Origin of the sequence: Streptomyces sp. NPDC005435 (genome assembly GCF_040703155.1) — a bacterium.
GTDB lineage: Bacteria > Actinomycetota > Actinomycetes > Streptomycetales > Streptomycetaceae > Streptomyces.
This window is the reverse complement of the sequence record NZ_JBEXEQ010000001.1, coordinates 616257-630544: the sequence shown is the minus strand read 5'-3', so window position 1 is coordinate 630544 and position 14288 is coordinate 616257. Positions and strand designations below refer to the sequence as shown.

General features: G+C 71.2%; 10 protein-coding genes and 1 tRNA gene. 2 read left to right on the top strand and 9 right to left on the bottom strand.

Features of this window, described 5'->3' with window-relative positions; translation table 11 throughout:
* Positions 1–549: 549 nt before the first annotated feature.
* The 9 genes from AB0898_RS02950 to AB0898_RS02910 all read right to left on the bottom strand — a co-directional run bounded on the left by AB0898_RS02950 (position 550) and on the right by AB0898_RS02910 (position 12164).
* Positions 550–1596: a hypothetical protein gene (locus AB0898_RS02950; protein ID WP_366801011.1), complete on the bottom strand. Its 1047-nt coding sequence runs from the start codon at positions 1594–1596 to the stop codon at positions 550–552.
* A 421-nt stretch (positions 1597–2017) separates the two neighbouring features.
* Entirely contained in the window at positions 2018–2218 is a 201-nt protein-coding gene (locus AB0898_RS02945; RefSeq protein ID WP_366801010.1) for a hypothetical protein, read from the bottom strand.
* A gap of 246 nt (positions 2219–2464) precedes the next feature.
* Positions 2465–3313, bottom strand: a complete 849-nt coding sequence (locus tag AB0898_RS02940; protein WP_366801009.1) for a helix-turn-helix transcriptional regulator — start codon at positions 3311–3313, stop codon at positions 2465–2467.
* Entirely contained in the window at positions 3310–3870 is a 561-nt protein-coding gene (locus tag AB0898_RS02935) for a DUF6879 family protein (protein WP_366801008.1), read from the bottom strand. The genes AB0898_RS02940 and AB0898_RS02935 overlap by 4 nt, the downstream gene beginning before the upstream one ends.
* A gap of 261 nt (positions 3871–4131) precedes the next feature.
* Positions 4132–4204: transfer RNA gene (locus AB0898_RS02930), tRNA-Lys, on the bottom strand.
* A gap of 76 nt (positions 4205–4280) precedes the next feature.
* A complete protein-coding gene (locus tag AB0898_RS02925) occupies positions 4281–5771 on the bottom strand; it encodes an amino acid permease (protein WP_366801007.1) in 1491 nt (496 codons plus the stop codon).
* Between the two features lie 111 nt (positions 5772–5882).
* The gene (locus AB0898_RS02920) at positions 5883–8996 is read right to left on the bottom strand and encodes a VCBS repeat-containing protein (RefSeq protein ID WP_366801006.1); all 3114 of its coding nucleotides are present in this window, start codon (positions 8994–8996) and stop codon (positions 5883–5885) included.
* A 245-nt stretch (positions 8997–9241) separates the two neighbouring features.
* The gene (locus AB0898_RS02915) at positions 9242–11416 is read right to left on the bottom strand and encodes a DEAD/DEAH box helicase (protein WP_366801005.1); all 2175 of its coding nucleotides are present in this window, start codon (positions 11414–11416) and stop codon (positions 9242–9244) included.
* 238 nt (positions 11417–11654) lie between these two features.
* Positions 11655–12164, bottom strand: a complete 510-nt coding sequence (locus AB0898_RS02910) for a hypothetical protein (RefSeq protein WP_366801004.1) — start codon at positions 12162–12164, stop codon at positions 11655–11657.
* Between the two features lie 131 nt (positions 12165–12295).
* On the opposite strand from AB0898_RS02910, the gene AB0898_RS02905 reads away from it, so the two are divergent.
* Complete coding sequence (locus AB0898_RS02905) at positions 12296–12646, top strand: metallopeptidase family protein (protein WP_366801003.1); 351 nt, start codon at positions 12296–12298, stop codon at positions 12644–12646.
* 76 nt (positions 12647–12722) lie between these two features.
* The gene (locus AB0898_RS02900) at positions 12723–14201 is read left to right on the top strand and encodes a metallophosphoesterase (protein ID WP_366801002.1); all 1479 of its coding nucleotides are present in this window, start codon (positions 12723–12725) and stop codon (positions 14199–14201) included.
* Positions 14202–14288 lie beyond the last annotated feature (87 nt).

The window sequence follows — 14288 nt, the reverse complement described above, 5'->3', positions numbered from 1 at the left end:
ACCCTGAGTACCACCCTGAGTGTTCCCGGTGCCGCCACCCTGAGTACCACCCTGAGTGTTCCCGGTCCCGCCACCCTGAGTACCACCCTGAGTGTTCCCGGTCCCGCCACCCTGAGTACCACCCTGAGTGTTGCCAGTACCGCCACCCTGAGTACCACCCTGAGTGTTCCCGGTACCGCCACCCTGGGTCCCGCCCTGGGTATTACCGGTCCCGCCACCCTGCGTGCCGCCCTGGGTGTTCCCTCTGCCACCCTGCGTCCCGCCCTGGGTATTGCCCCTGACCTTGCAGTTCTTCTGCTTCTGCTTGCACGGCTTCGGCTTCTCTGGCGACAGGTGGTGCGCCTGCGTCGTACCGGAAGGAGTCGATACCGGTGCCGCTGAGGCCGGGCCGCCGATGGTGATGATGCCTCCCACCATGGCCGCCGACGCTATCGCGGTCGCTATTTGCTGCCTCCGAGAGTGCCGCATGATTGATTTCCTCTCTTCCCTCTCAGGCGTCTGGTGATGTGCCGCGCGGTGTTCCCGTACCACCACGGATTTCCTTTGCCGTCAGGTGACGGGCGTCGTGGGGACTACCGGCACGGTCGCGCCACCCTGGGTTCCGCCCTGGGTGTTCCCGGCTCCACCCTGGGTCCCGCCCTGGGTATTTCCGGTGCCGCCACCCTGAGTTCCACCCTGGGTGTTGCCAGTGCCGCCACCCTGAGTTCCACCCTGAGTGTTCCCGGTCCCGCCACCCTGGGTCCCACCCTGAGTGTTTCCGGTCCCGCCACCCTGAGTTCCACCCTGGGTATTGCCAGTTCCGCCACCCTGAGTTCCACCCTGAGTGTTCCCGGTGCCGCCACCCTGGGTCCCGCCCTGAGTGTTCCCGGTACCGCCACCCTGAGTTCCACCCTGGGTATTTCCGGTGCCACCACCCTGAGTTCCACCCTGAGTGTTTCCGGTCTCGCCACCCTGCGTGCCGCCCTGGGTGTTCCCGGTTCCGCCCTGGGTCCCGCCCTGGGTGTTGCCGGTGCCGCCCTGGGTCCCGCCCTGGGTGTTGCCCTGGCCGCCGATCTGGGTGCCTCCGATCGTGTTGCCGGTCCCGCCGCTGATGGTGTTGTTGACGATGTTGGTGGTGTTGTTGGTGACCTGGTTGACCACGGTGGGCGGCAACCCGAGCCGCTGCGCCTCCGCTTGGGCCGTCTGCCGGCCGATGGCGACCGCCTGCTGCTGGGAGGCACCGTTGCGTACCGCCTGCTGAGCCGCCGCCGTACCCTTCGCGGTCGCCGCGGCCGCCGCGGCGGACTGCGAGGCGTTCCCGCCGGCTTCCGACCCGGAGGAGGAGCAGTGCGTGCCGCCTACGGCGATGGGGCCACCGCCGGTGACGCCGACCTGGACATCACCGTTCGCCCCCGCGGAGACGCGAGAAATAGTTTGTCCACCGCGCGTGACGTTGTACGACTGATCCGGGGTGAAACCGCTCCCCCGCACCGTCCCGTTCTGCAGGCTGCACGTGGCCGAGGGGGCCGCGGCAGCAGGATTCGCGGGAAAGGCGAAAACAGCCGCCCCTGCCGACAGCGTCGCGGTTATCGCGGCTGCCACAATTCCTTTTCTCATGGATTTCTCTTCTCCTGCGGGGGTGAGTCCGATACCCTCACTGAATGCATCGGAGAGTTGACCCGAACCAGGGAATTGGGTGCCGCTCATCGGATTCAGGCACGCCGGACAAGCGGCTCAGTTCCCCATGCTGGTCCCACCCGTAGGTCGCGTCAACTCAAACCGCAGGTCAGCGAATATCTACCCTCGCCACCGTCACCGAAAATAGCGACAGCTCTTCCGGAAACCCCCCAGGGCCCCGTTTCACTTGACACATAAACCGGCGACACCACTGTGGTCACAAATGACGACGCCCACACATCACCATTTCCCATTATGGTCGCCCCCGGCTACCAGAATCCGGCGAAGCCAAAATGCCTCGCATTTCGAGCTTTCACAGCACGGCACGACGACCGCCAGCGCCTCCCAGCCGCGCGCGGCGCTACCGGTTCCGGTGCTCCGGACACTCGCACGGCGGCCACGCCGACGACAGGTCGTACACACTGGGCGGGGTGTCGATGGTGACTCTTACCTCGCGGCGCTGCTCGATCACGCGGCCGTCCCTGACCCGGGTGACGCGCATCCACATCAGGTGCACAGGTCCGCCCGTCCCCTTGCCCCGCTTGGCGCCCTGCCCGCTCACCGCTCACCCTCATGGGCAGCGGCGCGGTGACGGCGGAGCAACACACGGCAGTCGACTGCCCGGGAGAGGTCGCCCTCGCGCTCGGCCGCGTACTGCTCGTTCTGAAGGCGGACGCATTCGGCGCACGTGGGGTCAGCCAGGGCGGGGGCCATGTGGTCATGCCGGGACGGTAGGAACTAAGGCTGCGCGCCCGTGCGCGGATTGCGCGTGATTGCGCATGCGAGGGTGCCGGCTGCCGTGGATTGCCTACAAAGGGTCGAGGGAGGCACGGGCGCGGCCGATCAGGCGGCGCGCCAGTGGTCCGTACACAGCGGCTTCGGCAAGCCACTCCCACGCCCGTTCGTACAGGGCCAGATCGTCGTCACCGGTCAGCCAGAGTTCCTCACTGATCGTCTCGACGATGACCAACCGGCGGTCGTAGATCCAGAAGCCGTGCGGCGCGGTACGGCGCAGCTGGGTGCCGAACGGAAGGATGCCGACCTCTACGCGGCGTTGCCCGACGAGGTTGTACAAGCGGTCGAGTTGCTCGGCCATGACGTCGGCCGGGCATGAGCGGTGGTAGAGGGCGGCCTCGCACAGCAGGAAACGGAAACTCTTCTCCGGGTCGTACAGGGCCTCTTGACGTCGCATACGGGCGGCGACGGCGGCCTCCGTCGTCGGGGTGATGCCGTGGAACTCCGCGTTGGCATCGAAGACGACGCGGGCGTACTCCGGGGTCTGAAACAGGCCCGGTATCCGGGAGACTTCCAGGCCCCGGATCATCGCGGTGTGTTCGGTCTGCCGTACCGCGATCTCCTGACGGCCGCGGTGGCCCCCGGCCAGTTGCCGACGCCATGAACGGTGGCGCTGCTTCATCTCCAGGCCGGCACACAGCCCCTGCAACTCGGCTTCCGCATCGGCCTGTTCACAAGCGTGCGCCCACGCCGTGAGATCGGCGCGGGAGGGTGTCTGCTTGCCGTTCTGCAACCGGGACACCTTCGACGTCTGCCAGCCGAGTCTGGCGGCGAGGTCCTTGCCGTCGAGACCGGCCTCGGCGCGCAGCTCACGCAGCCGCGCGCCGAGAGATTCCCGGGCAGTCTGAAAGTCGCTGGTCACTCGCTGGAACGCACCTGCTTGGCATAGTCGCTGGTAGGCGTGGCGTGGTGCCATGCGGCATCGCGGGCCTGGCAGGCGGCGAGCACCTCGACGGGGTCGTCAGTGACGTACACGCCAAGGGTGGTGTCCTCGTCGTCGAACGCGAACCGGGCGACGGTCTTGGAGTCGGGCAGGTGCAGCCGTTCGGCACCGGCGCGGGACAGGTTGCGAATGTCCTCGCCGTCGAGCCAGCGTTGCCACTTGGGGCTGTTGCGGTCGGAAGCGTAGCCGCGGCGGGTCTCCAACCGGAATGCGGTGTGCCGGAAGTCGCGGAACATGCGGGAGATCGCGGAGAACGGCTGGAGCGGGGGTGTGGCGGTTCTGGGGGCGTAGCGGGTGAGGAGTGCACGGGGGACGCGTACGAACGTCTCCGACGGCTTGACGTCGCGAAGCTGGGCGAGGTGCTCGGGTTCGGTCTCTCGGTCGCCCTGGACGAGGATCTCCTCAGTCTCCGAAATCTCGTACAGGGTGGGGCAGTCTCCGTCGTCGCTGGTGGTGCCGATGAACCGTAGCGTCATGTCGCCCTCCGGTCGCCTGTGGTCGAAGGACCAGGATGCGCGTGATGGCTGCCGACTTCCCCGCGATTGCCGGAAATTGCGGACAGACAGCCACGTCGGCGGGTTGCGCGCAATGGGTACTCCGGCGAGGCGATACCGCTGCAGCGACCAGGGGTGCAATCGGGGTGGTCCGGGGCCGGGTCTGGATGCAGTCCGGCCCCGCAAACGACAGAACCCCCGTCTGACCAGGTCAGCGGGGGTCCTCACCCGGAGGGTGACGGGTAGGCCCTGTGGGACTCGAACCCACAACCAATGGATTAAAAGTCCACTGCTCTGCCAATTGAGCTAAGGGCCCAGGCGATGTTGCCTGTCCGAGCATAGCGGGAGGTGGCCGTGTCTCCGATCGGGTATCGGGGACACGGCCGCGTCGGTCACTCCTTGGACCGGGCCAGGAACCAGTGGCGGGCCGAGGCGAGCCACCAGGTGGCGGCGAAGCCTAGGACCACCAGGACGGCGATCGGGGCGTAGTTGAAGGTCTCCCAGGTGACCGGGGAGACCTGGGGGAGCATGAAGAGGATCGTGATCAGGACGACCCAGGTGACCGAGACGATGCCGATGGGGACGGACCAGCGGCCCAGGTGCCAGGGGCCGCGGACGAAGGCGTCGCCCTTGCGGACGCGCAGCAGGGTCGGGATGACGTAGGCGATGTAGAGGCCGATGACCGCGATGGACGTCACGGCCGCGTACGCCGTGGAGTTGATGAGGTACGGCAGGCCGAGCACCAGGGCGCCCAGCGCCGCCAGCCAGACCGCGGCGACGGGCGTGCGGGTGCGCGGGCTGACCGTGTGCCAGACGTGGGAGAAGGGGAGCGCGCCGTCGCGGGAGAAGGCGTAGATCATGCGGCTGTTGGCCGTCACGGAGGCCATGCCGCAGAAGAGCTGGGCGCCGATGACGACCAGGAGGAGGAGCTTGCCGGTCGTGGCGCCGAGGGCGTCCAGGAGGATCTGGGCCGGGGGCGCGCCGGTCGGGGACGCCAGCGCCTTGTCGTAGGACTGGATCGCGAAGGTGAAGCCGAGGAGCAGGACGAAGCCCGCGATCCAGGACGTCCAGATGGAGCGGACGATGCCCTTGGGGCCCGCCGTCGCCGCGTCGTGGGTCTCCTCGGTCATGTGGGCGGAGGCGTCGTAGCCGGTGAAGGTGTACTGCGCCATCAGCAGGCCGAGCAGGACGACGTAGAAGGAGCTGCCCCAGCCGGTCTCGTTGACGAACTTGGTGAACACGAAGGACGCCGACTGGTGGTGGTCCGGCAGGATCGCCAGCGCGCCGACGATGACGGCCACGCCCACCACGTGCCACCACACGCTGACGCTGTTGAGCAGCGCGACGATGCGGACGCCGAAGGTGTTCAGCAGCCCGTGCAGGAGGAGGATCGCGGCGAAGAGGAGGACCGTGCGGCCGGGGGTCACCTCGAAGCCGAACTGGAGGTTCAGCCAGGCGCCGAGGAAGGACGCGGCGCCGAAGTCGATGCCGGCGGTCACCGCGACCTGCCCCAGCACGTTGAACCACCCCGTGAACCACGCCCACGCCGCCGCGGAGCGCTCCGGGGCGAGCCGGTGGGCCCAGAAGTACAGCCCCGCCGAGGTGGGATACGCGGAGCAGATCTCGGCCATCGACAGCCCGACGAACAGCGTCATCAGACCGACCGCCACCCAGCCCCAGGTGATCACCGCCGGGCCGCCGGTCACCATGCCGAAGAGGTACAGGGTGAGACACCCGGACAGCACCGAGATGATCGTGAAGGACACGGCGTAGTTCGAGAACGCCGACATCCTGCGCGCCAGCACCTGCGTGTAGCCGAGCTGGGCGAGCCGCTCCTCGTCGGAGAGGACCGGCTCGCCGCCGATTTTCGTATCGTCTGTCATGCCCCCAGCAATTCCCTCGGGGATGACGTGACATGCGTCACTCGATGGCCGGAAACCACCGGAAACCAGCGGGTAACACGCCGGGCCCGTTTCAGGCCCGTGGCACCCACATCAGAAGAGGCCCTTGTAGCCGCCCCAGCCGCCGCCGATCCTCACCCGGCCGGCGAACTTCCCCTTCCCGTCACCGTTGTTGCGGTAGAGCACGCCCGCGCCGTCCCGCACCACCAGGTCGCTCCTGCCGTCCCCGGTGATGTCGCCGACGCCGACGATCGCGTTGTACGAACCGCCCCACTTCGAGAAGACCTTGGCCCGCGCCCTGAGCTTCCCGGTGCCCGTGCCGTCGTAGCGCCACAGGGTGCCCGCCTTGTCGCGGGCCAGGACGTCGCCGGTGCCGTCGCCGTTCAGGTCTCCGGCGCCGACGACCTTGGTGTAGCCCTTCCAGGCCGAGCCGATCTTCTTGCCGGCGGCGAGCGTCCCGTCGCTCTTCGCGGCGAAGAGACAGACGTCCCCGGTGGACGCCTTGCGGCCGAGCAGGTCGGCGCGCCCGTCCCCGGTGAGGTCGCCGGGCGAGGTCAGCACGTTGTACGCCGACCAGCCGGTGCCGAGCTTCTTGTACGACCGCGAGGGCACGAGCCCGCTGCCGCACGGCACCTTGTAGCCGCGCAGCGAGCCGTCGGCCATCCGCACCAGCACGTCGTTGCAGTGGTCGCCGTTCAGGTCGCCGAACGGCACCGCCACCGTCTTGGCGGACCAGCCGCCGCCCGAGACCTTCCCGGAGAACGTGCCCTTGCCCGTGCCCAGCTGGAAGGTGAGGCTCCCGGAGGAGTTGAGGGTGAGCAGGTCGCCCACGCCGTCCGGGTCCGCGTGATCGTGGCGCACCGGGGTGGCGCCGGTCAGCCGGACCGTGCCGCTCACCTGGAGCGGCTGCCCGGTCCCGTCGGCCGGGTCCACGGTCACCGTCCAGTCGTACGAGCCGATCGGCAGCGGCGCCGACCAGCCGTGCGCGTTCCGGGGCACGCCGTGCCAGCCGATGTCCAGGGCACCCCGCGCGGCGCCGCCGCTCACCGTGTCCACGACCTTGCCCGTCGTCCGCGCGCGCACGGTGAGGCGCCAGCCCGAGGCGGGCTTGGACAGCAGCAGCGAGGTCAGCGTCCTCGGGACCGTGTCGGGTTCCATGGCCGGGACCGACGCCGGGCTCCCGGCCGGGGCGAGCAGCCGCAGCGGCTGCTGGGGCACGCCCGAGGGGACGAGGTGCACGCGCTCCTGGCCGTCCACCCAGGCGACGTCGGCGCCGGACTCGTCGACCGTCCAGCGCACGTCCCGCTGGGAGGCGCCGGTGTCCGGCAGTTCGCCGATGACCCGGCCGGCCGCCGTGCCGTCGGCGAACGAGGTGAGCGTGAGCTTCCCGGTGCCCCGGTCGTGCGTGACGACGTAGCCGTCGCCCAGTTCGGCCTCGTCGGCGGGGACGGACACCGAGCGGCCCGTCGTGCGGTCGTGCACACCGGCCCTGCCGTCGCACGCCCAGTACAGCCAGCGGCCCAGCGCCTGGAGTTCGGTGGGGACGCAGCCGGAGCCGAGGGTGACGGTCTCGGTGGTCTTCTTCGCCGGCAGGCTGTACGCCGTGACGGTGCCCGGAGCCGTGCCCGGGGTCCACAGCAGGTCGCCGGAGAGGGCCGCGGCGGTGGGGGTGCGGGTGACGGCGGCCTTGCCGTCGTCACCGATCCTGTAGACGTCCTGGCGGGTGGGGCCCGTGTAGAGGACGTAGCGGCCGGAGACGCCGGTGACACGGCCGCCCTTCTCCACGCCGCGCTGCCAGAAGGCCGACCCCTGTCCACCGGTGACGCGGATGACGTCGGCGCCGCCGTCGGCGCCGGGGATCTGCCAGACGACGCGGCCGTCGGGGGTGCCGTGGAGCGGGGCGCAGGCGAGATCGCCGGACGCGCAGAGGGGGACGTTCGCGCCGGAGTCCAGCAGGACCGAGGCGTCCCCGAACTCGGGGGTGCCGGCGGCGGCGACGGTGCGGGTACGGACGATCCGGCCGCCGTTCGCCCCGTGGACGGTGCCGTAGTCGGCGACGGCGAGCCGTCCCTGATCGAGCGACAGGCCCTGGACGGGGTACGGCGGTTTCGGCAGCGGCTTGACCATGGTGACGGCCGGCCTGCCGTCGGCACCGGCCCGGATGCGCTGGATGCCCCAGTCGTCGGCGCCGGTCCGGCCGACGCGGACGGCCGTGCCGCCGGGGCCGACCCCGGTGCCCTGGGACGACGACTGCGCCATCAGCGTGACCGGCTCGCCGCCCGCGAGCGGCTGGGCCTGGACACGGGTGCTCCCGCTCACCAGCCAGTCGCCGACGAGCGCCACGTCGCGGGCCACGTTCGTCCCGTCGGCGGCACCGGCCACGGTGACCTCGGCCGGGGTCGCGGACAGCTCGCCGCGCGGCAGCACCAGGACCTTCGCCCTGTCCGGGGCGACCACGGCGACATGGTCCGGCGAGAGGACCAGACCCGAGTAGGCGGTGGGCAGCGGCTGGGTCCAGCTCTCCACCCGGCCGGTCTCGCGGTCGACGGCGGCGAGGCGAGGGGTGCCGTCCAGGGCCGCGCGGAAGAAGACGCTGCGGTCGTCCGCCCCCACCGTCGGGCCGAGGGCGAGCGCCTCCGGGCCACCGGTCACCGTCACGTCCCGGGTCGTGTCGTCGGCCCCGGGGGTCAGCAGATGCATCTCGTGCCTGGACGTGCCGTCCGCCCCGGTGATCCCGCGGAACGCGATCACCAGATTGTCGTAGGCGCTCTGGTGGACGAGCCCTTCCGGCATCAGGACGGACCGTTCGGTGCCCGTGGCCAGGTCCCGGAAGTCGGTCCGGCCGGCGGAGTGGAAGAAGACGACGTCGGTGCCGGTCGCCTGGGTGAACGTCCCCTGCCGCCCGGGCACCCGGACCGGTTCACCGCCGTCGAACGGCGTCCACCACAGATCGCTGCCGCCTTCGAGGCGGTGGAAGACACCCCGGGCGCCGACGCCGTCGTGGCCCTGGCGTGTCGAGGGCGTCAGCAGCGCGGCCGACGCATAGCTGCCGCGCAGTGTCGCCGGTATCACCGTCTCCGCCGGCGCGGCGGTCGCGGAGGCCGACGGGAGCAGCGGGGTGAGCCCTGCGGCGAGCGCGACGGCGGCGGCCGAGACCACGGCCGCGCGTCCGGCGCGGGAGCGGTGTACGGGAGCATGACGGATCAAGGCGAATCCTCCCCGGAATCGACGAGAGGACATGCGTGCCGCTCATGACGGTCCCGGCCCCCCGGCCTGGCGCAGCCCCCTCGGAAGTCGCCTGATCGTACATGCGTTCCTGACGGATTCATGACCAACGCTTTGCCTCGCGATGAGGCTGTCGCGCCCGGACATGCCGAAGGGCCCGTACGGAACACATCCGTACGGGCCCTTCGGCGGTTCGGCTCAGCTCGGTCGGCTCAGCTCACGAACCGTCAGCCGTTGCGCTTCCAGCGGGGCTTGTCGTCGCGGCGGCCGAACGAGGAGGAGGAAGAGCCACCGGTGTTGCCGCGGTGGTCGTCGCGGCGGCCGTACGGGCGGTCGTGGCCGCCGGTGCGGAAGCCCGGGCGGTCGTCGCGGCGCTCGCGGTTGAACGGGCGGTCGCTGCCCCGGTGGCCGGTGCGCTCGTCGCGGCGGAAGCCGCCACGGTCACCACGGTCGTCGCGGCGCTCGAAGGGACGGCCGCCGCGGTCGTCACGACGCTCGAAGGAGCCGCCGTTGCCACGGTCGTTGCGGTCACGGTCGAAGCCACGGCCACCCCGGTCGTCACGACGCTCGAAGGAGCGGCCGCCACGGTCGTCACGACGGTCGTCGCGGCGCTCGAAAGAACGGCCGCCGCGGTCGTCACGACGCTCGAAGGAGCCGCCGTTGCCACGGTCGTTGCGGTCACGGTCGAAGCCACGGCCACCCCGGTCGTCACGACGCTCGAAGGAGCGGCCGCCACGGTCGTCACGACGGTCACGGTCGAAGGAACGGCCGCCACGGTCGTCACGGCGCTCGAAGCCACGGCCGCCACGGTCGTCGCGGCGCTCGAAACCACGGCCACCGCGGTCGTCGCGGCGCTCGGTCTCGCGCGCGGCCGGACGCTCCGCCTCGGCGGCGGCCTCGGCCACGGCCTGCTCGGCGGAGGCCTGGGCCTCGGCGACGGCGACCTCGGGGTCCTCGCCACGGTCGCGGGCGACCCGGGCCACGAGGCGGTCGGCCTCGTCGCGCAGCTCGGAGGCGCGGCGCTGGGCGCGCTCCAGCTCCTTGGTGAGCTGGGCGACCTCGCGCTCGGCCTGCTGCGCGGCGTTGCCCGCGGACTCGGCCTGGACCTCGGTCATGGAGCGGGCGCCGGTGATCTCGGCGACCTCCGGGTCGAAGGCGTCGCCGCCCTGGATGATGTGACGCCCGGCGTCGACGCCCGCGTCCTCCATCAGGCGGAAGATCTGACGGCGCTGGTGCGGCAGCGACAGGGAGACGACCGTGCCGGTGCGGCCGGCGCGGGCGGTGCGCCCTGCGCGGTGCAGGTAGTCCTTGTGGTCGCCCGCCGGGTCGACGTTCAGGACCAGGTCGATGCCGTCGACGTGGATACCGCGCGCGGCGACGTCGGTGGCGACCAGGACGTTGACGTAACCGTCCTTGAAGTCGGCCAGGGTGCGGGTGCGGGCGCCCTGGGTCATGCCGCCGTGCAGCGCGTCGGCCTTCACGCCGGACTCGCGCAGCTGCTCGGCGACGCGGTCGGCGCCCAGCTGGGTGCGGACGAAGATGATCGTGCGGCCCTTGCGGGAGGCGATCGCGGCGGTGACCGGCGCCTTGTCCTTGGGCTTCACGATGAGGATGTGGTGCGACATGGTCGTCACGTTGCCCTGGGCGCTGTCGACCTCGTGCGTGACCGGGTCGTTCAGGTAGCGCTTGACCAGCGTGGAGATCTCGTTCTCCATGGTGGCGGAGAACAGCATCCGCTGGCCGCCGGCCGGGACCTGGTCGAGCAGCTCGGTGACCTCGGGCAGGAAGCCCAGGTCGGACATCTGGTCGGCCTCGTCGAGGACGGCGATCTGGACGTCCTCGAGGGAGCAGGCGCCGCGGTTGATGATGTCGCGCAGCCGGCCCGGGGTGGCGACGAGGACGTCGACGCCGCGCTCCAGGGCGTAGATCTGGTTGCCCATCGACGTACCGCCGCAGACGACCTTCATCTTCAGGCCGAGCACGTCGCCGTACGGCTGGAGGGCGTCGGCGACCTGCATCGCCAGCTCGCGGGTCGGCGTCATGATGACGGCGCGCGGGCGCTTCTTCTCGGTGCGACCGCCGGCCAGCGTGGCCAGGGTCGGCAGACCGAAGGAGAGGGTCTTGCCGGAGCCGGTGCGGCCACGGCCGAGGATGTCCTTGCCGGCCAGGGCGTCCGGGATGGTCGCGGCCTGGATCGGGAAGGGGGTGGTGACACCGTTCTGGGCGAGCTTGCGCACGATGCCCTCGGGGAGACCGAGGTCGGCGAAGGTGATCTCGGGGGTGGTGTCGGTGGTGTCGTCGGCCTCGACGGCCTCGACGACAGCGGCGACCTCGTTCATCTCGTCGACGGGGGCGTCCCCGTTCTCGGGCGCGACGAACTGGTCAGTACTGGAAACGGACATGCGAATGCGAAACCTTCCGGAGTCTCTCGGCACGCGCCCGTCAACTCCGTGTTTCGCTCTACGACCGCCTAGATGCGGTCCGCCACGGCAAAGGAGAGTACGCGCCACACGGCGCGCTCTGCGGTGGCGCCGGGCAAATGGGATCAAACGATCTACCACCATACGCACCCCCCACCCCTGAAGGCAAACCCGCCGGTGGGGGCCCTGCACCGCCCCGGAAAGCCGCGTACGGACACCGTTACGCGGCCACCGCGACCGCCGGAAGCGGCACCCGCTCGACCAGTTGCGGCGCCGGGTCCTCGTGCGCCGAGGAGGACGGCTCGGCCGACGGCGGCGGGCTGTCCGGCGGGGGCGGGCTGGAGGCGGGCGGCTCCGGCGGGGCCGAACTGGCCGGCGGGGTCGGCGGCACGTTGGTCGGCGCGGGCTCGCCCGGGTGCACGGTCCGGTCCGGCTTCGACGGCTCGGCCGACGGATCGTGCCGGCCGGAGGCACTGGCGGAGGCCGGGGCCGACTCGCCCGGCTTCTTCTTGCCGCCGTGCCCGTGCTTGTCGTCGCCGGCCGCCTCCTCGCGCTCCTGGCCGCCGCCGCCCACGACCGGGACACCGCCCGGCACACCGCCGTGGTGCCGCCCCGCCGAGTGCTCGGGCCGGGCCGGGCCGGCGTCCTCCCCCACGCGGACGCAGCCGGTGGCAGCGGCGGCGGCCAGCACCGTGACGACCAGACGGACGGGTACGTACTTGGGGCGCACGGCGGCCACCTCCGGGACAAGGGCGGGAGTCGCCCTACCCAACTCCCGCCGCCCGCAAGAGGACACGCCCACTGTTCGAAACCGCTCACCCTCACCCGCCGCCGGAGCCCTTCGTCCCCGACAATGGCGGTGTGCTGGAGATGACACGCGACAGGTTCGAAGAGCTGGTGAGCGAGGCCCTGGACCGGATCCCGCCGGAACTGGCGCGGGTCATGGACAACGTGGCCGTCTTCGTGGAGGACGAGCCGCCGGCCGACGACCCGGAACTGCTCGGCCTCTACGAGGGCACCCCGCTCACCGAGCGGGGCGAGTGGTACGCCGGGGTCCTCCCCGACCGCATCTCGGTCTACATGGGCCCGACCCTGCGGTACTGCGCCACCCAGGAGGACGTGGTCCACGAGGTGGCCGTCACGGTCGTCCACGAGATCGCCCACCACTTCGGCATCGAGGACACCCGCCTGCACGAACTGGGCTGGGGCTGACGGGACCGCTGCGCCGGACCGGCGTCCCGGCGCGCACTCCCGCATATCCCGTTGCCCCGCTGGGCATACGGCCCCAATGCCCCGCGTCCCCGCCGTCCCGCTCCGCCGCCGGAACCGGAAAGAAGGCCGCCGCCCCCTCCCGCCGCTCGCCCTCGCCGCCCGGACCCGGCCCTGGCTGCGGGCGCTCGGTCTCGTCACCGTCGTGCTCACCGGGGCGTGGCTGGGGCTGCTGGCGGTCGGCAACGTCCGTACGCCGGTCGGCCCCATGGAGGCCACCATGGCGCTGCGGCCCTCCCTGAGCGGCGGCACGAAGATCAACGTCTCGCCGCTGGGCGCGCTCACCCTGGACAGCCACATCGCCCCGCTCCGCCTGGACGTCGACGTGGACCAGCTCGACCCGGAGCGCGCCCAGGCGCTGGTGGACCACCCCGAGCGGCTGTCGGGGCTCCAGCAGGAGATCACCGACGACGTCGAGCACGGCACGCTCGACCTCGCGCTGCGCTCGTGCGTCGCCGTCGTCACCGGCGCGACGGTCCTCGGCCTCGCCGTCTACCGCAGGCCGCGCCCCGCGCTGGTGGCCGGCGGACTCGCCCTCACCCTGCTCGCGGCCTCGGGCGTCTCCGCGTACGCCACCTGGAACCCGCGCTCGGTCCTCGAACCCCGCTTCTCCGGGCTGCTGTCCTCGGCGCCGTCCGTGGTGGGCAACGCCCGCAGCATCGTCAGCGAGTTCGACGTGTACCAGAAGGAGCTGGCCCGCCTGGTGACCAACGTGACGAAGCTGTACGACGTCGCGTCCACGCTCCCGGCCTACCAGCCCGACCCCTCCACGATCCGCGTGCTGCACGTGTCGGACATCCACCTCAACCCCGCGAGCTGGAAGATCATCGAGTCGCTGGTGACCCAGTACAAGGTGAACGTCATCGTGGACTCCGGCGACACCATGGACCACGGCACGGCGGCGGAGAACGGCTTCCTGGACCCGGTCGAGGACCTGGGCGTGCCGTACGTGTGGGTCAGGGGCAACCACGACTCCCGGGCCACCCAGCGCTATCTGGAGCGCATGAAGAACGTGCGCGTCCTGGACGACGGCCGGGCCGTGACGGTCGCCGGGGTGCGGTTCGCGGGGACGGGCGACCCCCAGTTCACGCCCGACCGCTCCCGGCCGGCCGGCGGTGACGCGGCGGAGCGCCTCGCGGGGGCGCGGCTGGCCTCGGCGCTGCGGGACCAGCGGGCCAAGGGCACCCCGGTGGACATCGCGGTGGCCCACGAGCCGGTGGCGGCCCAGGAGACGGACGGCACCGTGCCCCTCGTGCTCTGCGGACATCTGCACACCGAGGGGACGAAGGTCCTGCCGCTGGGCACCCGGCTGCGCCGCGAGGGCTCGACCGGCGGCAGCGGACTGCGGGCGGTCGAGGGGAAGTACCCGGCGCCGGTCGAGGCGTCGATCCTCTACCTGGACCGCGACACCCGCCGGCTCCAGGCCTGGGACGCGATCAGGCTCGGCGGGCTCGGGCGTACGACGGCCGAGGTCAGCCGTCATCTGGTGAAGAAGTGAGCCACCAGGCGTGCCGCGAAGTGTTTTGCCGATACCACCACCCATCCCCTATGCTGCTCACGTCCCCGACGCGCTGCGAAGCGCCCA

Bases quoted from the DNA above. Each gene is read 5' to 3' on its own strand.
- AB0898_RS02900 (WP_366801002.1), top strand. From the start codon at position 12,723: ATGCCCCGCGTCCCCGCCGTCCCGCTCCGCCGCCGGAACCGGAAAGAA.
- AB0898_RS02935 (WP_366801008.1), bottom strand. From the start codon at position 3,870: ATGACGCTACGGTTCATCGGCACCACCAGCGACGACGGAGACTGCCCC.
- AB0898_RS02925 (WP_366801007.1), bottom strand. From the start codon at position 5,771: ATGACAGACGATACGAAAATCGGCGGCGAGCCGGTCCTCTCCGACGAG.
- AB0898_RS02915 (WP_366801005.1), bottom strand. From the start codon at position 11,416: ATGTCCGTTTCCAGTACTGACCAGTTCGTCGCGCCCGAGAACGGGGAC.
- AB0898_RS02950 (WP_366801011.1), bottom strand. From the start codon at position 1,596: ATGAGAAAAGGAATTGTGGCAGCCGCGATAACCGCGACGCTGTCGGCA.